Source organism: Streptomyces sp. bgisy159 (genome assembly GCF_057707805.1).
In genome coordinates this window covers 17,433-38,452 of the sequence record NZ_JBYIQX010000060.1, presented here as the reverse complement: position 1 = coordinate 38,452, position 21,020 = coordinate 17,433, and the positions used below count along the sequence as shown (strand labels likewise).

General features: G+C 76.4%; 2 protein-coding genes. Both read right to left on the bottom strand.

All coding sequences use genetic code 11. The features are described 5' to 3' along the window. Nucleotides 1-10,848, bottom strand: a 10,848-nt coding sequence (locus AC3ET3_RS33340) for a type I polyketide synthase (RefSeq protein WP_435613489.1), incomplete at its 3' end; no start/stop codon positions are given. 36 nt (nucleotides 10,849-10,884) lie between these two features. Next, on the bottom strand, nucleotides 10,885-20,991 hold the full coding sequence (locus AC3ET3_RS33335; protein ID WP_435613488.1) for a type I polyketide synthase: 10,107 nt from the start codon (nucleotides 20,989-20,991) through the stop codon (nucleotides 10,885-10,887). Nucleotides 20,992-21,020 lie beyond the last annotated feature (29 nt).

The following is a 21,020-nucleotide window of genomic DNA, read 5'->3' as shown; positions in this document are numbered from 1 at the left end:
CCGGGAGGTGAGCCATCCGTCGGTGGCCCGGGCGGTGGAGCGGGCGTGGTCCTCCATCATGGTGAAGTGGTTGCCGGGGACGTCGAGCACGGTGTGCGCCCGGTCCCAGGACGTCTGCCACTCCTCGGGACGCATCTCCTCGCCGGGCTCCGCGGGCACGGGAGGCTCGGTGGAGCGGACCAGCAGGACCGGGCAGTCCAGCGGACCCGGCTCCCACTCGCCGATCATCGCCACGTACCAGCTCATCGCGGTGAGCCGGTCGGAGTCCATGTGCGCGAACATGGACTCCCGGTCGAACATGCCGCCCAGCATCTGCTGGGAGAACCGGAGGAACGGGGAGTCGGCCCGCGGCATGTAGGTGTCGAGCAGGACGACGGCGGCGGGTGCGGCGCCGCGTTCCTGCATCCGCCGGGCCGTGGACAGGGCGAGGACGCCGCCGGAGGACGATCCGAGCAGGACCGCCGGGGTGTCGCCCACGGTGCGGTGCACCGCGTCGGCGTGCAGGTCGGCGACCGCGTCGAAGGTGGCCGGCAGCGCCTCTGCGGTGCCGAAGCCCTGGGTCGGCAGGGCCCATACGTCGCGCCGGCCGCGGAAGGCGGAGGCGAACCGGGCGTACTGGTGGACACCGGCGAGGGCCACGTAGGAACTGAAGCAGACCAGCGGGGCGGCGCTGTCACCGGCCGAGAGACGGATCGCCCCGGGGACGGTGGTGAGTTCGTCCGGCGAGGTGAAGGTGGGGCGCAGTGCCGCCGCGGCCTGAAGCAGGGTGAAGCCGTCGTCGATCCGGCCGTCCAGGCAGGCCTGCTTGAACAGGGTGCCGATGGTGTCCCCGGCGGGCGCCCCGACAGCGGCCGGCGCCGCTTCTCCCCGGCCGGTGTCCGGGGCGGCCCGGTCGCCGAGCCTGCCGTGCAGGTGGGCGGCGAGTGCCTCGGGTGTCGCGTGGTCGAACAGCAGGGTGGGGGCGAGTCCCAGTCCGGTGGCGGTGGCGAGGTGGTTGCGCAGTTCGACCACGGTGAGGGAGTCGAAGCCCTGCTCGGTGAAGAGCCGGTCGGGCTCGACCTCGTCCGGGCCGGCGTGGCCGAGGACGGTCGCGGCCCGTTCGCGCACCAGTCCCAGCAGCAGGGCGCGGCCCTCTTCGGGGGTGCGTCCGGCGAGCAGCGAGGCTCCCGGGTCCGTATCGGCTCCCGCCGCGGTCCTGCGGGTGACCGCCGGGGCGGCGGGCCGCAGCATCGCCCGGACACCGGAGCGGCCGGAGACGGTGGCGACGGCGATCACCGCGGGGTCGGTCGTGGCCAGCGCGTCGTCCAGGAGGGTGAGGGCGTCCTCGGTGGCCAGGGGCCGCAGGCCGCCGCGGGCCAGCCGGCCGCGGTCGGCGTGGGACAGACGGCCGGTGATGCCGCTGTCGTCGTTCCACAGGCCCCAGGCGACGGAGGCGGCGGGCAGCCCGAGGGAGTGCCGCAGGGCGGCGAGCCCGTCGAGGAAGGCGTTCGCGGCGGCGTAGTTGGCCTGGCCCGGGGCGCCGAAGGTGCCCGCGGCGGAGGAGAACAGCACGAACGCGGCGGGTGGCCGGCCGGCGGTGAGCTCGTGCAGATGCCACGCCCCGTCGGCCTTGGGCCGCAGCACGGCGTCGAAGCGCCCGCCGTCGAGAGCGGTGAGGACGGCATCGTCGGTGACACCGGCCGCGTGGACGACGCCGGTCAGCGGCAGTTCGTCCGGCAGTCGACCCAGCAGCCGTTCGACGTCGGTTCGTTCCGCGAGGTCGCAGGCCTCCAGGTGTACACGGGCCCCCAGTTCGGTCAGTTCGGCGACGAGGGCGTTCGCCCCGTCGGCCGCGGGTCCGCGCCGGCCGGTCAGCAGCAGGGAGCGCACGCCGTGCCGGGTGACGAGATGGCGGGCGACCGCGCGCCCCAGGGTGCCGGTGGCACCGGTGACCAGCACGGTGCCGTCGGCGAGGGCCGGTGCGGCGCCGGCCGCTGCGGGCGCGGCGTCGGGGTACAGGACACGGCCGTCGCGGACCGCGCCGTGCGGGCGTCCGGAGGCGACCGCCGCGAGCAGGGCGGGGGCGTCGCCGTCCGTGGCGTCGGCCGCCAGGTCCACCAGCTGGAAACGGCCGGGGTGTTCGGCCTGTCCGGAGCGGACCAGGCCCCACAGGGCGGCACCGGCGACGTCGGGCAGGCCGTCGGCGTCGGTCCCGGGACCCTGGCCGGCGCCGACCGCTTCGCGGGTCACGAACACCAGCCGGGAGTCGGCGTACCGCTCGTCGGCGAGCCAGCCGCACATCAGCTCGTGGGCACGGGCCAGTCGGCCGCGGACCCGCTCGGGCAGGGCGGCGTGGGAGCCGGAGGGGTGCGGTTCGGGGGCGACGAGGACGACGTCGGGCATGGTCATTCCGGTGTCGACGGCCTTGCCGAGGGCGTCGAGGTCGGCATACGCCTCAAGGTGGATCCCCGCCGCGTCGAGGGCGGCGGCCACCCGGTCGTCGCCGTCGCCGAGGACGATCCAGCGCACCGCGCGTGGCCGTGGGGCTTCCGCAGCCGGGCGGCTCTCGCGCCAGTCGAGGCGCAGCAGTTCGGGTCGGCCGGTGCCGGCGGCGGGGGCGGCGGACACGGTGCGCAGGGTGATCGCGTCCGCGGTGGCGACGGGCCGACCGGCGGTGTCGGTGACCAGCACCCGGAAGCCGTGGTCGTGGCCCGCCGGTGTGAGGCGCACCCGCAGCGCGGTCGCGCCGGTGGCGTGCAGGGTCAGTCCGGACCAGGCGAACGGCAGCATGGGCGCCGCCGCCTCGTCGTCCCGCACGCCCGGACGGCGGACCAGCAGCGTCTGCACGGCCGCGTCGAGCAGCGCAGGGTGCAGCGCGTGCCGTGCGGCGTCCTGCCGGTACGGCTCAGGCAGCGTGACCTCGGCGTACACCTCGTCGTCGCGCTCCCACACGGTGCCCAGGCCGCGGAAGCTGGGGCCGTAGTCGAATCCGGCGGCGGCGAAGACCGGGTAGGGGTCCTCGTCGGAGACGGTGCGGGCGCCCGGCGGGGGCCAGGCGGTCAGGTCGTCGGCCGGGGCGGGCGGCGCCTGCGGGGCCAGGACACCCTGGGCGTGCCGCTGCCAGGGGCCGTCGTCCCCGTCGGGCCGGGACCACACCGTGAAGGCACGGCGGCCGTCGTCGTCGGCGCCGTCGACGGCCACCTGGATGAGGGCGGCGCCCTCGCCGGGTACGACGAGCGGGCTGAGCAGGGTGAGTTCGCTCAGGTGGCCGCAGCCGGTGCGGTCGCCGATGTGGACGGCCAGGTCGAGGTGGCCGGTGGCGGGCAGGATGACCTGGCCGAGGACGGTGTGGTCGGCGAGCCAGGGGTGGCCGCGCAGCGACAGCCGCCCGGTGAACAGCAGGTCGTCGGAGCCTGCCCGGGTGACCTCGGCGCCGAGGAACGGGTGCTCCGCGGTGCGCAGTCCCGCGGCCTCCGGGTCGCCGGCGAAGGCCGCGGTCGGCAGCCAGTAGCGCTGCCGCTGGAAGGCGTAGGTGGGCAGCGGCACGACGCGGGCGCCGGGCAGGAGTGCCGCCCAGTCGGGTGCGACGCCGTGCGCGAAGAGCGTGCCGACGGCCGCCAGCAGCTGGTCCGTCTCCGGCGTGTCGCGCAGGGCGGCCGACACGAACACGGGTTCGTCCGCCGCGGACGGCTCCGGCTCGGCGAGGGCGGCCTCGGCGAGCGCGGTGAGCGGGCCGTCGGGGCCGACCTCCAGGAAACGGCGGGCGCCGAGACCGTGCAGCCGTGCGACGCAGTCGTGGAAGCGGACCGGTTCGCGTACGTGCCGTACCCAGTACTCGGGGTCGGTGAGCAGGCCGGGTGTGGCGGTCCCGCCGGTCCGGCCGGAGACCAGGGGCAGCGTCGGCTCGGCGTAGGAGAGGCCGGCGGCGACGGCGCGGAAGTCGTCGAGGACCGGGTCCATCAGCGGTGAGTGGAAGGCATGGCCCACCCGCAACCGTGTGGTGCGCCGTCCGGCCGTCGCGAAGTGGTCGCAGATCTCCGCGACGGCGGCCTCGGTGCCGGATACGACGGTGGCGAGGGGCCCGTTGACAGCGGCGATGCCGGCTTCGTGCTCGCGGTCCGCCAGCAGGGGCAGCACCTCGTCCTCGGCGGCCCGGATCGACGCCATCGCGCCGCCGGACGGAAGCGCCTGCATGAGCCGGCCGCGGGCGGCGACCAGGGCGCACGCGTCGTCGAGGGAGAACACGCCGGCCACATGGGCGGCGGCGATCTCGCCGACGGAGTGCCCGGCGACGAGGTCGGGCCGCACGCCCCAGGATTCCAGCAGGCGGTAGAGGGCCACTTCGAAGGCGAACAGCGCCGGCTGGGCGTGCTCGGTGCGGTTCAGCGCGTCGGTGTCGTCGCCGTGCACCGACTCGCGCAGTCCGGGGATCCGCTCGCACACGGCGTCGAAGGCCTCGGCAAACACCGGGAAGACGGCGTGCAGGTCGCGTCCCATGCCGGGCCGCTGGGCGCCCTGTCCGGTGAACAGGAACGCCGTCCGGCCGCCGGAGCGGGCGGTTCCGGTGACGGTGCCGGGCAGCGGGGCGGCGTCGGCCAGCGCCCGCAGCCGGGCGGTGAGCTCCTCGTGGCCGGTGCCGACGAGCACGGCCCGGTGGGTGAAGGGCGTCCGGGTGGTCGCCAGGGCCAGCGCGGTGTCGGCGGGCCGCACCTCGGGGTGCCCGGTGACGTGGTCGAGGAGTCGGGCGGCCTGGGCGCGCAGGGCGTCGCGGCTGCGGGCGGACAGGACCCAGGGCACCGGTCCCGTCCACGCCTGCGGCGCCGCCTCGGCCGTCTCGGCCTCGGACACCGCCTCCAGCACCACGTGCGCGTTGGTGCCGCTGATGCCGAACGACGACACACCGGCGCGCCGCGGGCGTTCCCCCGTCTCCGGCCAGGCGCGGGTCTCGGTCAGCAGCTCCACCGCACCCTGGTCCCAGTCCACGTGCGAGGACGGCCGGTCGACGTGCAAGGTGGCCGGCAGCATCCCGTGCCGCATCGCCAGCACCATCTTCATCACGCCCGCCACACCGGCACCCGCCTGCGTGTGACCGACGTTCGACTTCACCGACCCCAGCCACAACGGCCGGTCGGCCGCACGGCCCTGGCCGTAGGTGGCCAGGAGCGCCTGCGCCTCGATCGGGTCGCCCAACCGGGTCCCCGTCCCGTGCGCCTCCACCGCGTCCACCTCACCGGCCGGCACCCCGGCGTCGGCCAGGGCGGCCCGGATCACCCGCTGCTGCGACGGGCCGTTCGGCGCGCTCAGCCCGTTGGACGCGCCGTCCTGGTTGACCGCCGAACCCCGCACCACCGCGAGCACCGGATGCCCGTTCGCCCGCGCGTCCGACAGCCGCTCCACCAGCAGCAGACCGCCGCCCTCGGAGAAGCCCGTACCGTCCGCCGCGTCCGCGAACGCCTTGCACCGGCCGTCCGCCGCCAGCCCCTGCTGACGGCTGAAGTCCACGAACAGACCGGGGGTCGACATCACCGTGACGCCGCCGGCCAGCGCCAGGTCGCACTCCCCCGCGTGCAGGGACCGCACGGCGAGGTGCAGGGCGACCAGGGACGACGAGCAGGCGGTGTCGACGGTGACCGCCGGACCCTCCAGCCCGAAGGTGTAGGACATGCGTCCCGACAGGACGCTGGCGGAGTTGCCGGTGCCGAGGTGGGCGCCGACGTCGTCGCCAGGGGCGATCGGACGGGACGTGTAGTCCTGGTAGTTGGTGCCGGCGAAGACGCCGGTGCGGCTGCCGCGCAGGGTGCGCGGGTCGATGCCGGCCCGCTCGAACGTCTCCCAGGCCATCTCCAGCAGCAGACGCTGCTGCGGATCCATCGCCACCGCCTCACGGGGCGAGATGGCGAAGACGCCGGGGTCGAAGTCGGCGAAGCCGTCGAGGAAGCCTCCGCAGCGGGTGGAGGTGCGGCCCGCTCGGCCGGGCTCGGGGTCGTAGAGGGCCGCGACGTCCCAGTCACGGTCGTCGGGGAAGGGTCCCATGGCGTCGGCACCGTCGGTGAGGAGCCGCCAGAACCGCTCGGGGGTGTCGGCGTCACCGCTGTCGGCCCCACCGGGGAAGCGGCACGCCATACCGACGATGACGACGGGATCGTCGGACGTGTCGTGCCGGGTCGCGGCGCCGGTGCCTGCGGAGACGGTCGGGGCCGCCGGGGCCAGGCGTTCACCGAGGTGTTCGGCGAGGGCGGCGGGTGTCGGATAGTCGTAGACGAGGGTCGCGGGCAGCCGCATGCCGGTCGCCTCGCCGAGGGTGTTGCGCAGTTCCACGGCGGTGAGGGAGTCGAAGCCGAGTTCGCGGAAGGCGCGGGCGGGTTCGACGTCCTCGGGACCGGGATGGTTGAGAACGTAGGCGATGTGGGCGCGGACCAGTTCCAGGAGGGCGTGGCGCCGGTCCGCCTCACCGAGGGCGGTGATGGTGGCGAGGACGTCGGGTTCCTCGTCGCCGGTGGGGTGGGCGGGGCGGCGGGCGCGCAGCCGTTCGAGGTCGGGGAGCCCCGTGTAGAGGCGGCGGGGGCGTCCCTTGTCGAGTTCGGCGCCGAAGACCTCCCAGTCGATGTCGGTGACGACGAGGGTGGTGTCGTCCTGGTCGAGGGCGGCCTGGAGGGCCGTGACGGCGACGGCGGGGTCCATGAGGCGGACGCCGTGGCGCTGGAGGCGTTCGCCGACGGTGCCGGCGGCCATGCCGCCGTCGGCCCAGCCGCTCCAGGCGACGGCCGTGGCGGGCAGGCCGCGGGAGCGGCGGTGCTCGGCGAGTGCGTCGAGGTAGGCGTTGCCGGGGGCGTAGTTGCCGTGTCCGGAGCTGCCGAAGACGCCGGAGGACGAGGAGAAGAGGACGAAGGCGGACAGGTCCAGGTCCGCGGTGGCGGCGTCGAGGTTGAGGGCGCCGCCCACCTTGACCCGCAGAACCTCGGCGAGGCGGTCGGGGGTGAGGGAGCCGATGACGCCGTCGTCGAGGACGGCGGCGGTGTGGAAGACGGCGCTCAGGGGCCGGTCCTCGGGGATGCCGGCCAGCAGGGCGGCGAGGTCGCCCGGGTCGGCGATGTCGCAGGCGACGAGGTCGGCCTGGGCGCCGGCGGCGGTGAGTTCGGCGAGCAGTTCGGCGGCGCCTTCGGCGTCGGGGCCGGAGCGGCCGGCCAGCAGGAGGTGTGGGGCGCCCGCGCGGGCGAGCCAGCGGGCGACGTGGCGGCCGAGGGCGCCGGTGCCGCCGCTGACGAGGACGGTGCCGTGCGGCTTCCAGCGGCGGCGGGCGGGCAGCCCGCCGACGGCGGCCCGTTCCAGACGGCGGCCGAGGGTGCCGGTGGCGCGGACGGCGACCTGGTCCTCGTGGTCCGTTCCGGCGAGGACCTCGACGACGCGGTCGGCGGCGCGCCGGTCGCACCGCTCGGGCAGGTCGATCAGGCCGCCCCAGCAGTCGGCCTGTTCCAGGGCGACGACGCGTCCGAAGCCCCAGACGAGGGCCTGGGCGGGGTGGGCCGGGGCGGTGTCGGTTGCGGTGGCGACGGCGCCCCGGGTGAGGAACCACACCGGGAGGCGGGCGTTGAGGTCGTCCAGCGCCTGGACGAGGGCGACCGTCGCGGCGAACCCGGCCGGCAGCCGCGGGTGTCCGGGATGCGGGGTGTCGTCCAGGGCCAGCAGGGAGAGCAGGCCGCGAGCTCCGGTGGCGGCGTCGGCCAGTGCGGCGACGGCGGTGGCCCGGTCGAGGGGGCCGTCGACGACGACGGGGCGGCATTCGGCGCCGGCGCGGGTCAGTGCGTCGCGTACGGCGGTGGCTTCCGGGCCGTCCTCGTGGCCGCGGGGTACGACGAGGGCCCACCGCCCGCCGAGTGACGCGGTGCCGCCGGCCGGGAGCGGGGACCAGGTGATGCGGTAACGCCAGCGGTCGGCGGTGGCGTGGTCGTCGCTGCGGCGCCGGTAGTCGGCCAGGGCCGGGGCCAGGGTGGCGACGGTGGCCTCGTCGAGGCCGAGGGCCGTGGCGAGGGTGGTGAGGTCACCGGAGTCGACGGCCTGCCAGAAGGGCGCGTCGGCGGTGTCGGCGGGCGCGGCCCCGGTGAGGTCGCCGGCGGTGAACCCGGGCCAGTAGCGGCGGCGTTGGAAGGCGTAGACGGGCAGGTCGACACGGTGGGCGGGCTCGTGGTGGACGGCGGCCCAGTCGACCGGTCCGCCGCGCACGGAGAGGGCGGCCACGGAGGAGAGGAACCGTTCGGGTCCGCCCTCGGAGCGGCGCAGGGTGCCGAGGACCGCCCCGTCGGTGATGCCGAGGTCGTCGAGGATGTCGTCGACGGCCGTGGTGACGACGGGGTGCGGGCCCGCTTCGACGAAGACGCGGTGTCCGGCGTCGGCAAGGCCGCGCACGGTGGTTTCGAAGCGAACGGTGCGGCGGATGTTCTCGTACCAGTAGGCCGCGTCGAGGGTGGTGGTGTCCTCGACGCGGGCGCCGGTGACGGTGGAGTGGAAGGGGATCTCGGCGGGGCGCGGGCGGACCGGTGCGAACCCGGCGAGCAGGGCGTCCCTGACGTCCTCCACCTGGGCGCAGTGGGAGGCGTAGTCCACGGGGACGCGGCGGGCCCGGACGCCGTCGGCGGTGAGACGGGTGAGGAGGTCGGCGAGCGGTGCGGCGTCTCCGGAGACGGTGACGGAACGCGGGCCGGTGACGGAGCCGACGCAGATGCGGCCCTCGTAGGGGGCGAGGAGAGCCTCGACCTCGGCGAGCGGCAGGGGGACGGCGACCATGCCACCGCGGCCGGTGACGGCGGTCAGTTCGCGGGAGCGGGTGACGACGACGCGGGCGGCGTCCTCGAGGGTGAGGACGCCGGCGATGTGCGCGGCGGCGATCTCGCCCTGGCTCTGTCCCGCGACGGCGGCGGGGCGGACCCCGCAGGCCATCCACAGGCGGGCGAGGGCGACGCAGACGACGAACAGGGTGGGCTGGACGACGTCGAGGCGTTCCAGCGGCGGGGCGCCGGGCGTGCCCCGCAGGACGTCGAGGACGCGGTAGTCGGTGAACGTCTCGACGGCGGTGGCGGCTTCGTCGAAGTGGGCGCGGAACCGGGCGTCGGTGGCGTGCAGTTCGACGGCCATGCCCTCCCACTGCGGGCCCTGGCCGGGGAAGAGGAACACCGGGTCGCCCTCGGTGTCGGCGACACCGCGCACGACCGACGGGTCGGGGGTGCCGTCGGCCAGCGCGGTCAGTCCGCGCAGCAGCACGTCGAGGTCGGGGGCGACGACGGCCGCGCGGTGTTCGAGGGCGGGGCGGGTGGCCGCGAGGGACCAGGCGAGGTCGGCGGGGCGCGGTGCGCCGTCCGGGGCTGCGCGGAGGTGGGCGGCGAGGCGGCCGGCCTGGGCGCGCAGGGCGGCGGCGGTACGGCCGGAGACGGTGAAGGCGCGGGGGCGGGGCGTGTCGTCGGCCGTTTCGGCGGTGTCGTCGTCGTGCTCGGCCGGCGGGGCCTGTTCGAGGATGACGTGGGCGTTGGTTCCGCTGACGCCGAAGGAGGACACGCCGGCGCGGCGCGGACGGTCGCCGGTGCGGGGCCAGGAGCGGGATTCGGTGAGGAGTTCGACGTGTCCGGCGGACCAGTCGACGTGGTGGCTGGGCCGGTCGACGTGGAGGGTGGCGGGCAGCCGTCCCTCGCGCAGGGCGAGCACGGTCTTGATGACGCCGGCGACTCCGGCGGCGGCCTGGGTGTGGCCGATGTTCGACTTCACGGAGCCGAGCAGCAGCGGGCGGTCGGCCGGCCGGTCCTGGCCGTAGGTGGCGAGGAGGGCCTGGGCCTCGATGGGGTCGCCGAGGGTGGTGCCGGTGCCGTGCGCCTCGACGGCGTCGACGTCGGCGGGGACGAGCCGGGCGGACTTCAGGGCCTGCCAGATCACCCGTTCCTGGGAGGGCCCGTTGGGCGCGGTCAGTCCGTTGGACGCGCCGTCCTGGTTGACCGCGGAGCCGCGCAGCACGGCGAGGACGGGGTGGCCGTTGCGGCGGGCGTCGGAGAGCCGCTCGACGACGAGGACGCCGGCTCCCTCGCCCCACGCGGTGCCGTCGGCGGCGTCGGCGAAGGCGCGGCAGCGGCCGTCGGGCGACAGACCGCGCTGGCGGCTGAACTCCAGGAAGACGGTGGGCGTCGACATGACGGTGACACCGCCGGCGAGGGCCAGGTCGCACTCCCCCGCGCGCAGGGCCTGTGCCGCCAGATGCAGGGTGACCAGCGAGGACGAGCAGGCGGTGTCGACGGAGACGGCCGGGCCCTCCAGGCCGAGGGTGTAGGAGACGCGGCCGGACAGGACGCTGGGCGCGTTGCCGACGCCGTCGTCGCCCGCGTTGTCGGAGTGGCTGAGCAGGGTCGTGTAGTCCTGGAGATTGGTTCCGGTGAACACGCCGGTGCGGCTGCCGCGCAGGGACAGCGGGTCGATGCCGGCGCGTTCCAGGGCCTCCCAGCAGATCTCCAGGAGGATGCGCTGCTGCGGGTCGGTGCCGACGGCCTCGCGCGGTGATATGCCGAAGAACCCGGCGTCGAAGTCGCCGACGCGGTCGATGAATCCGCCGGTGCGGGTGTAGCTGCGGCCGGGGGTGCCGGGCGTCGGGTCGTACAGCGCGTCGGTGTCCCAGCCGCGGTCGCGCGGCCACTCGGTCATGGCGTCGGTGCCCTCGTCGAGCAGCCGCCACAGGTCGTCGGGTCCGGTGACGCCTCCGGGGAAGCGGCAGCCCATCGCGACGATCGCCATGGGTTCGTGCTGGTGGGCCTCGGCCGCGGCCAGACGCTGCCGCGTCTGGTGGAGGTCGGCCGTGACCTTCTTCAGGTAGCCGAGGAGCTTGTCCTCATCGGTCATGTGTTCTCACCCGTTCTCAGGTCCCGTGGCCGTGCGTCAGGAGATGCCGAGGTCGTTCTCGATGAAGTCGAAGATCTCGTCCGCGCCGGCGGACCGGATCCGGTCGCCGACGTCGTCGCCGCCGTCGGCGACCGCGGGGACGACGGCGGTGGCGGTGCCGAGCCGTCCGAGGAGCGCCTGGATCCGGGCGCCGATGCGGTCGCGGCGGACGTCGTCCGCGGGCAGCCCGTCGAGGGCCGCCTCCAGGGAGTCGAGCCCGGCGAGGACCGCGGCGGCTCCGTCGGTGTCGTCGGTGAGCCGGTCGCGCAGATATCCGGCGAGGGCGGTGGCGCTCGGCTGGTCGAACAGCAGGGTGGCCGGCAGGGCGAGTCCGGTGGCGGCGCCGATGCGGTTGCGCAGTTCGACGGCCATGAGGGAGTCGAAGCCGAGCGCGTTGAACGCGGTCGTGGCGCCGACCCGGTCGGTGCCGGTGTGGCCGAGGACGGCGGCGGCCTCGGCGCGTACGAGTGCGGTCAGGGTGCGTTCGCGTTCGGCGGCGGACTGTCCGGCGAGCCGCTCGCGCAGGGCTCCGGGGGCGTCCGCGGCCGCCTCGGGGCGCGTGGCGGGCAGGTCGCGCACTTCGGGGAGGCCGGAAAGCAGCGGGCTGGGCCGGGAGGTGGTGAAGCCGGGTGCGAAGCGGGCCCAGTCGACGTCGGCGACGGCGAGGACGGCGTCGGTGCGCGCCGTGGCCCGGCCGAGGGCGTCGGCGGCCTTCGCGGGGTCGAGCGGGTTGATGCCGCCGCGGCGCATCCGGTTCTCGGTGCCGGCGTCGGCGGTGGCCATGCCGCCGCCGGCCCAGGGGCCCCAGGCCAGTGAGGTGGCGGGCAGGCCGGCGGCCCGGCGGGCCTCGGCCAGGGCGTCCAGGAAGGCGTTGGCGGCCGCGTAGTTGGCCTGCCCGATGGTGCCGAGGATGCCGGAGACCGACGAGTACAGGACGAACGCGGTGAGGTCGCGGTCGCGGGTGAGTTCGTCCAGGTTGCGGGCGGCGGCCAGCTTGGGCCGCAGGACGCGGTCCAGCGCCGCGGCGTCCATGCCGTCCAGGAGCCGGTCGTCGAGGACGCCCGCGGTGTGCACGACCGCGTCGACGGGGTGCTCGGCGAGCAGCGCGGCCAGCGCGTCCCGGTCGGCGGTGTCGCAGGCGGCCAGGACGAGTTCGGTTCCGGTGTCGGCGAGGGCGTCCTTGAGGCGGGCGGCGCCGTCGGAGCCCGCGCCCGAACGGCTCACGGCCACGATGCGGGTGGCGCCGCGCCCGGCGAGCCAGGCGGCGGTACGCAGGCCGAGTGCGCCGGTGGCGCCGGTGAGCAGGACGGTGCCGGTCCAGTCGGGTCCGTCGGTGGTCGGCGCGCCGGGAGGGGCGTGTTCGAGGCGGCGCAGGAAGGTGCCCGCGGGGCGGACGGCGATCTGGTCCTCGTCCGCCGTGCCGGTGAGGGCTGCGGCCAGGCGGCGGGCGATGTCGGGGGCGAGGGCGGTGGCGGTGCCGGCGGGCAGGTCGACCAGGCCGCCCCACAGCTGGGGGTGTTCGAGGGCCGCGGTGCGGCCCAGGCCCCAGACGGCGGCCTGTTCGGGGACGGCGGGTGCCTCGGTGCCGAGAGCGCCGACGGCGCCCGCGGTGAGCGCCCACAGGCGGACCGGGTCCGCTCCCGCGGCTCCGTCGGCGAGCGCCTGGAGGAGGGCGGTGGTGGCGGCCAGTCCGGCGGGGACGGCCGGGTGTGCGGGCAGCGGATCGGTGTCGGCGGCGAGCAGGGACAGCACGCCCGTCCAGGCCGGGTCGCCCTCGCGGCGCAGGTCGGTGAGGGCGGTGGTCAGATCGGCGCGGTCGGCGGCGGCGCAGTCGACGGGCAGGACGCGGACGTGTGCGCCGTGGGTGGTGAGGGCGTCGGCGACGGAGCACGCCCAGGGGCCGCCGACGAGCCGGCTGGGGACGGCGAGGAGCCAGGTGCCGGGGAGCGCGGCCGGTCCGCCCTCGGCGGCCGGCCGCCACACCACGCGGTGTTCCCAGCCCTGGATCTCCTCCCGCCTGCGGTCCTCGCCGCGCCAGGCGGCCAGGGCGGGCAGTACGGCGCTGAGCGGGGCGTCGGGATCGACGGCGAGCCGCGCGGCGAGCGCGGCGGGGTCGGCGGCCTCGACGAGGTCCCAGAACGCGGAGTCCTCGCCGGACGCGGCGGGCACCGCCGACGGCTCCAGCCAGAAGCGCTCCCGCTGGAAGGCGTAGGTAGGCAGGGGCAGGGTGCGCGCCCCGGTGTCGGCGGGCGCGGCGGGGACGTCGGCGCGGCCGTGGACGTGCAGTTCGGCGGCGGCGAGCAGGGCGGACCGTTCCTCGGCGGTGCCGGGCCGCAGCAGGGGCACGGCGGTGACCGAGGCGGGGTCGGCGACAGCGGCCAGGACGAGGGTGGTGAGGGTGGCGTCGGGGCCCAGTTCGAGGCAGTGGGTGACGCCGGCGGTCTCCAGCGCGCGGGCTCCGTCGGCGAAACGGACGGCCCGGCGCACGTGGCGGACCCAGTAGTCGGCGGTGACGAGGTCGTCGCCGGTGGCGAGGGCGCCGGTGAGGTTGGACAGGACCGGTACGGTCGGCGCGTCGTAGCGGACGTGGGAGGCGACGGCGCGGAAGTCGGCGAGCATGTCGTCCATCAGGGGCGAGTGGAAGGCGTGGCTGACGCGCAGGCGCCGGGTCTTGCGGCCGCGCCCGGCGAACTCGCGGGAGACCGCCTCCACCGCTTCCCGCTCCCCGGAGACCACGACGGACGCGGGCCCGTTGACGGCGGCGATCGCGACGCGTCCGGCGCCGCCGTCGAGCAGGGTCAGCACCTCCTCCTCGGTGGCCTCCAGGGCGGTCATGGCGCCGCCCTCGGGCAGGTTCTGCATGAGCCGGCCGCGGGCGGCGACGAGGGCGCAGGCGTCCGCGAGGCCGAAGACCCCGGCGGCGTGCGCGGCGGTCAGCTCGCCGATGGAGTGACCGCCGAGCACGTCGGCGCGGACACCCCACGACGCGGCGAGCGCGTGGGCGGCGGTGCCGAACGCGAAGAGGGCGGCCTGGGTGTGGGCGGTGCGGTCGAGCAGCGCGGCCTCGGCGGTGCCCTCGTCGGCGAAGACCACGTCGCGCAGCGGCGGTCCGTCGAGGTGCCGGTCGAGTTCGGCGCAGACGGTGTCGAAGGCGTCGGCGAAGACGGGCTGCGCGGCGTACAGGGCGCGGCCCATGCCGGGGTGCTGGGCGCCCTGGCCGCTGAACAGGACGGCGAGCCCGCCGCCGTCGGCGGTGCCGGTGGTGACGTGCGGGGCCGGTTCCCCGGCGGCCACGGCGGCGAGTCCGGCGAGGAGTTCGTCCCGGTCTGCGGCGACGACGGCGGCCCGGTGCGCCTGCGGGTGGCGGGCGGTGGCGAGGCTGTGTGCGAGGTCGCGGGCGTCGTCGTCGTGCCGGAGGACGTGCGTGCGCAGGCGGGCGGCCTGGGCGCGCAGCGCCTCGGGGGTGTGTCCGGAGACGGGGTGCACGCGCGGTACGGCGGCGGGCGCCGGCCGTTCGGGTACGGCTCCGTCGCCGGGCGGCTCCTCCAGGACGACGTGGGCGTTGCTGCCGCTGATGCCGAAGGAGGAGACGCCGGCCCGGCGCGGGCGGCCGTCCCGGGCGGGCCAGGGGCGGGCCTCGGTGAGCAGGTCGATGGTGCCGCTGGACCAGTCGATGTGCGGGGAGGGCTCGTCGACGTGCAGGGTGCGCGGCAGTTCGCCGTGGCGCATCGCCATGATCATCTTGATCACGCCGGCCGCTCCGGCGGCGGCCTGGGTGTGCCCGAAGTTGGACTTGGCGGAGCCCAGCGACAGGGGCTGCCCGTCCGGCCGTTCGCGGCCGTAGGTGGCGAACAGGGCCTGCGCTTCGATGGGGTCGCCGAGGGTGGTGCCGGTTCCGTGCGCCTCGACGGCGTCGACGTCCGCCGCCGAGAGTCCGGCGGCGGCGAGCGCCTGCCGGATGACGCGTTCCTGGGAGGGGCCGTTGGGTGCGGTCAGTCCGTTGGACGCGCCGTCCTGGTTGGTGGCGGAGCCGCGGACGACGGCGAGGACGGGGTGGCCGTTGCGGCGGGCGTCGGAGAGGCGTTCCAGCAGGAGCATGCCGACGCCCTCGGAGAAGCTGGTGCCGTCGGCGGACGCGGCGAAGGCCTTGCACCGGCCGTCGGCGGCCAGACCGTTCTGCGCGGTGAACTCGGTGTAGGTGCCGGGGGTGGCCATCACGGTGACACCGCCGGCCAGGGCCATCGAGCACTCGCCCTGCCGCAGCGCGTGGGCGGCGAGGTGCAGGGCGACCAGCGCGGAGGAGCAGGCCGTGTCGACGGTCATCGTCGGCCCCTCCAGGCCGAAGGTGTAGGCGACGCGGCCGGAGATGACACTGCCGGAGACGCCGAGCCCGATGTAGCCCTCCATTCCCTCGGGGATGTCGGCCAGGCCGGAGGCGTAGCCGGAGCCCATGGCACCGACGTAGACGCCGGTGTCGCTGCCGCGCAGGGACAGCGGGTCGATCCCGGCGCGTTCGAAGGTCTCCCAGGAGGTCTCCAGCAGCAGCCGCTGCTGGGGGTCCATGGCGAGGGCCTCACGGGGCGCGATGCCGAAGAGGGAGGCGTCGAAGTGGGTCGCCCCGTAGAGGAATCCGGCTTCCAGACCGGCCAGCCGGTCCAGGTCCCAGCCCCGGTCGGTGGGGAAGGCGCCGATGGCGTCGCCGCCCTCGGAGACGAACCGCCACAGCTCCTCCGGTGAGGTGACGCCGCCGGGGTACTGGCAGGCCATGCCGACCACGACGACCGGGTCGTCCGCGTCGGAGGCGACCGTCGTGGCGGTGAACTGCTCCGTCGACCCGGCGAGTTGCCTGGAGAGGTGACCGGCCAGGGCGCTGGGCCGGGGGTGGTCGAAGACGAGGGTGGCGGGCAGCCGCAGCCCGGTCTCGGCGCTGAGCCGGTTGCGCAGGTCGACGGAGGTGAGGGAGTCGAACCCGAGGTCCTTGAAGGACTGTTCGCCGTCGACGGCGCCGGTCGAGCCGTGGCCGAGGGCGACGGCGGCGTGCCGGCGCACCAGGTCCAGCAGCAGCCGCTCCTGTTCGGGCGCGGAGAGGCCGGCCAGTCGGCGGCCGAGGGCGGAGGCGTCGGCGGCGCTCGCGGCGCGGCGGGCCGGCGCGGGGACGAGGCCGTGCAGCAGGGCGGGCAGCCGTCCGGCGGAGGCCGCCGAGCGGAGGGCGGCGGGGTCGGTGCGCAGCGGCGCGAGGAGCGGCTCGTCGGTTGCGAGGGCCTCGTCGAGCAGGGCCAGGGCCCGTGCCGGGTCGAGGGCGGGCAGTCCGGAGGCGGCGATGCGGCGACGGTCGTCCTCGCCGAGTCCGCCGGTCATGCCGGCGTCGTGGTCCCACAGGGTCCAGGCGAGGGAGGTGGCGGGCAGGCCCGTGGCACGCCGGTGATGGGCCAGGGCGTCCAGGACGGTGTTGGCGGCCGCGTAGTTGGCCTGGCCGGCGCCGCCGAGCAGGCCGGAGGCGGAGGAGAACAGCACGAAGGCCGTGAGGCCGGCGTCGCGGGTCGCGGTGTGCAGGGCGAGCGCGGTGTCCGCCTTGGCGCGCAGCACGGCGGCGAGCCGCTCGGGGGTGAGGGAGCCGAGGACTCCGTCGTCGAGGACGCCCGCGGTGTGCACGACGGCGCGCAGCGGCCGGTCGGCGGGCACCGTGGCCAGGGCGGCGGCGAGTGCGTCGGGGTCGGCGGCGTCGCACGGCTCGATGTGTACGGCGGCGCCGTGGGCGGTGAGTTCGGCCGCCAGCTCGCCGGCGCCCGGGGCGTCGCTGCCGCGGCGGGAGAGCAGCAGCAGCGAGCGTACGCCGTGCGTGGTGACCAGGTGGCGGGCGACCAGTGCGCCGAGGGCGCCGGTGCCGCCGGTGATCAGGACGGTGCCGTCGGCCTCCCAGACGGGCGCGTCGGGGGCGCCGGGCGTGCGGGTCAGCGTCGGCGTCAGCAACTTGCCCGCACGCAGGACGAGTTGGGGTGCTCCCACGGTGACGGCCGCGGCGAGCGCGGCGCGTGACGCCTCGGTGTCGTCCACGTCGGCGAGGACGAGACGGCCGGGGTTCTCGGTCTGGGCGGCGCGCACCAGGCCCCACACGGCGGCGGCGGGCAGGTCCGTGACGTCCTCGCCGTCGGCGGCGACGGCGCCGCGCGTCACGACGACGAGCGGCGCGTCCCGGGTGCGCGGGTCGCTCAGCAGGGCCTGGAGGTCGGCCAGGGCACGGGCCGCCACGTCGGCGGGCCGCTCCCCGGGCCGCGAGGCGTACGGCAGGACGGCGGCGGCGCAGGGCGTGTCGCCGGTGCCGAGCGCGGGCCACGCGGGCACCAGGCCGTCGGCGGGGTCCCGGCCGGCGAGCCGCCAGCCGCCGGTGTCCGGCGCGTCGGGGAGTTCGCCGCCGGTCCAGCGGATCGCGTACAGGGCTCCGTCGGTGGGGCGGGCCGCCCGCAGGGCTCCGTCGGCGACGGGACGGCTGACCAGGGAGCCGACGGTGGCGACGGGCTGTCCGGTGCCGTCGGCGAGCGTGAGGCGTACGGTGCCGGAGGGGCCGCGGTCGAGACGGACGCGCAGTTCGGTGGCGCCGACGGCGTGCAGGGCGACGCCGCCGAACGCGAACGGCAGCCCCGTGCCGCGGGCCTCGCCGTCGCCGTCCGTGCCGTCACCGGCCAGCTGGGCGTGCAGGGCGGCGTCGAGGAGGGCGGGGTGCAGTCCGTAGCGGGCGGCGTCGCGGTGCTGGTCCTCGGGGAGCGCGATCTCGGCGTACCAGGTGTCGCCGGAACGCCAGGCGGCACGCAGGCCCTGGAAGACGGGGCCGTACTGGTAGCCCTGTTCGGCCAGGGCCGGGTAGAGGCCGTCGAGGGGAACCGGCCGGGCGCCGGCCGGCGGCCAGGCGGTGAGGCCGGTCCCGGGCCCGGCGGGCACGGGGGCGAGGACGGCGGTGGCGTGCCGGGTCCAGGGGCTGTCGTCGTCGGCGTCGGGCCGCGCGTGGACGGTGACCGGGCGGCGGCCGGAGGGGTCGGGCGCGCCGAGGGCGATCTGGAGCTGGGTTCCGCCGTCGTCCGTGAGGACGAGCGGTGCCTCCAGGGTCAGGTCGTCGAGGAGTCCGCAGCCCACCTCGTCCCCGGCGCGCAGCACGAGTTCGACGAACGCGGTGCCGGGCAGCAGGACGGCACCGGCGACGGTGTGGTCGGCGAGCCACGGCTGGGTGCGCGTGGACAGCCGGCCGGTGAGCAGGACCCGGTCGTCGTCGGCGACCCTGACGACGGCGCCGAGCAGCGGGTGCCCGGTGCCGGTCAGGCCCGCCCCGCTGACGTCGGCGGCGGTCGCGGCGGGGCGCAGCCAGTAGCGCTCCCGGGTGAAGGCGTAGGTGGGCAGGGCGATGCGCGGGCCGGCGGGGTCGGCGCCCAGGAGGGCGTCGAGGTCGAGGGACACGCCGTGGGTGTGGGCGGCGGCGACACCGGCGAGGAGGGTGGCGGCCTCGGGGCGGTTCCGGCGCAGCAGCGGTACGCACACCCGGCCGGCGGTGTCGTCGGGCAGGCAGGTGCGGGCCGGCGCGGTGAGGGTGGCGTCGGGTCCGACTTCCAGGAAGCGGGTGACGCCGTGGGTGGCGAGCCAGTGGACGCCGTCGGCGAAGCGGACCTGGTGGCGCAGGTGGCGCACCCAGTAGTCGGCGGAGGCCAGTTCGTCGGCGGTCGCCGGGCGGCCGGTGAGGTTGGAGACGACGGTCAGGCGCGGCGGGTGCGCGGTGACGGTGTCGGCGACCGCGCGGAAGTCGTCCAGGACGGCGTCCATGTGCGCCGAGTGGAAGGCGTGCGAGACGCGCAGCCCGCGGACGGTGCGGCCGCGGGCGCCGAGTTCGGCGGCGACGGCCTCGACGGCGGCGGCGTCGCCGGAGATCACCGTGGCGTGCGGGCCGTTGACGGCGGCGACGGCCACGGCGTCGCCGTGCGCGGCCAGCAGCGCGGTCACCTCGTCCTCGGCGGCCTCCACGGCGGCCATGGCGCCGCCCGCGGGCAGCGCCTGCATGAGCCGGCCGCGGGCGGCGACCAGGCGGCAGGCGTCGGGCAGCGACCACACGCCGGCGACATGGGCGGCGGACAGCTCGCCCAGGGAGTGGCCGAGGACGTACTTGGGTGTGATGCCCCAGGACTCCAGGAGCCGGAACAGGGCGATCTCGAACGCGAACAGGGCGGGCTGGGCGAGGCCCGTCCCGCGCAGTGCCTCGTCGTCCGGGCCGCCGTCCAGGACGGCGTCCTTGAGGGAGAGGCCGAGCTCGGGATCGAGGTGGGCGCAGACCTCGTCGAAGGCGCGGGCGAAGGCGGGGAACGCGGCGTACAGGTCGCGGCCCATGCCGGGACGCTGGGCGCCCTGCCCGGAGAACAGGAATGCGGTGGCGCCGCGCAGGGTGCGGCCGGTGACGACGGCCGGGTGCTCCTCCCCCGCGGCGAGGGCGGCGAGGGCGTCGCGGGCCGTGGCGGTGTCCTCGGCGAGGACGACGGCGCGGTGCTCGAACGCCTGCCGGGTGGTGGCGAGCGCTCGCGCGGTGACGTGCGGGTCGTCGCCGGGGTGTGCGTCCAGGTGGTCGAGGAGGCGGGCCGCCTGGCCGCGCAGGGCCTCGGCGCCGCGCGCGGACAGCAGCCAGGGGGCGAGCGGCAGTCGTGCGGGGGCGGCGTGGGCCGCCGGGTTCGCGTCGGCGGGTTCGTCGGGGGCGGCTTCGAGGACGGTGTGCGCGTTGGTTCCGCTGATGCCGAAGGAAGAGACGGCGGCGCGGCGCGGGCGGCCCTCGGTGACGGGCCAGTCGGTCGGCTCGGTGAGCAGCCGGACGTGGCCGGCGTCCCAGTCCACGTGCCGGGACGGCGTGTCCACGTGGAGGGTGCGTGGCAGGCGGCCGTGCCGGAGCGCCATGACGGTCTTGATGACGCCGGCGACGCCGGCGGCGGCCTGGGTGTGGCCGATGTTGGATTTGAGGGAGCCGAGGAAGAGGGGGTGCTCGGCGTCCTTGCGACGGCCGTAGGTGGCGAGGAGCGCCTGGGCCTCGATGGGGTCGCCGAGGGTGGTGCCGGTGCCGTGCGCCTCGACGGCGTCGACGCCGTCGGCGGTGATCCCGGCGTTGGCGAGGGCCTGTTCGATGACCCGCTGCTGGGCGGGCCCGTTGGGGGCGGTCAGCCCGTTGGAGGCGCCGTCGGAGTTGACGGCGGAACCGCGGACCACGGCCAGGACGGGGTGCCCGTTGCGGCGGGCGTCGGAGAGCCGTTCCACCAGGAGCAGGCCGACGCCCTCGGACCAGCCGGTACCGTCGGCGGAGTCGGCGAACGCCTTGCACCGGCCGTCGGGGGCCAGCCCGCGCTGCCGGCTGAACTCGAACAGCAGGCCCGGCGTGGCCATCACCGCCACGCCGCCCGCCAGCGCGAGGTCGCACTCCCCCGCGCGCAGCGCCTGCACCGCCCAGTGCAGGGCGACCAGCGAGGAGGAACAGGCGGTGTCGACGGTGACGGTGGGGCCCTCGAGGCCGAGGACGTAGGAGATGCGGCCGGAGGCCACGGAGGTGGCGTTCCCGGCGAGCATCAGGCCGTGCACGTCCTCGGGCACCTCGACCGGGCCCTGTCCGTAGCCGGAGCCGGCGGCGCCGACGAAGACACCGGTGGCGCTGCCGCGCAGGGTCGCCGGACGGATCCCGGCGCGCTCCAGCAGTTCCCAGGACGCCTCCAGCAGGATCCGCTGCTGCGGGTCGGTGGCCAGCGCCTCGCGGGGGCTCATGCCGAAGAAGGCGGCGTCGAAGGAGGCGGCGTCGTCGAGGAAGCCGCCCTCGCGCGTGGAGAACGTGCCGGGCCGGCCCGGGTCGGGGTCGTAGCGGTCGGCGATGTCCCAGCCGCGGTCCTCGGGCAGCGGTCCGACGGCGTCGCCGCCCTCGTCGACCAGCCGCCACAGGTCCTCTGGGGTGCGGATGCCGCCGGGGAACCGGCAGCTCATCGCCACGACGGCGATGGGCTCGCGGCCGCGGTCCTCGACCTCGCGGAGCCTGCGGCGCGTCTGCCGCAGTTCGCCCGTGACCCGCTTGAGGTATTCCACGTACTTGTCGTCGTCAGCCACGTGTGTCACTTCCTTGAACCGGGCGGGCC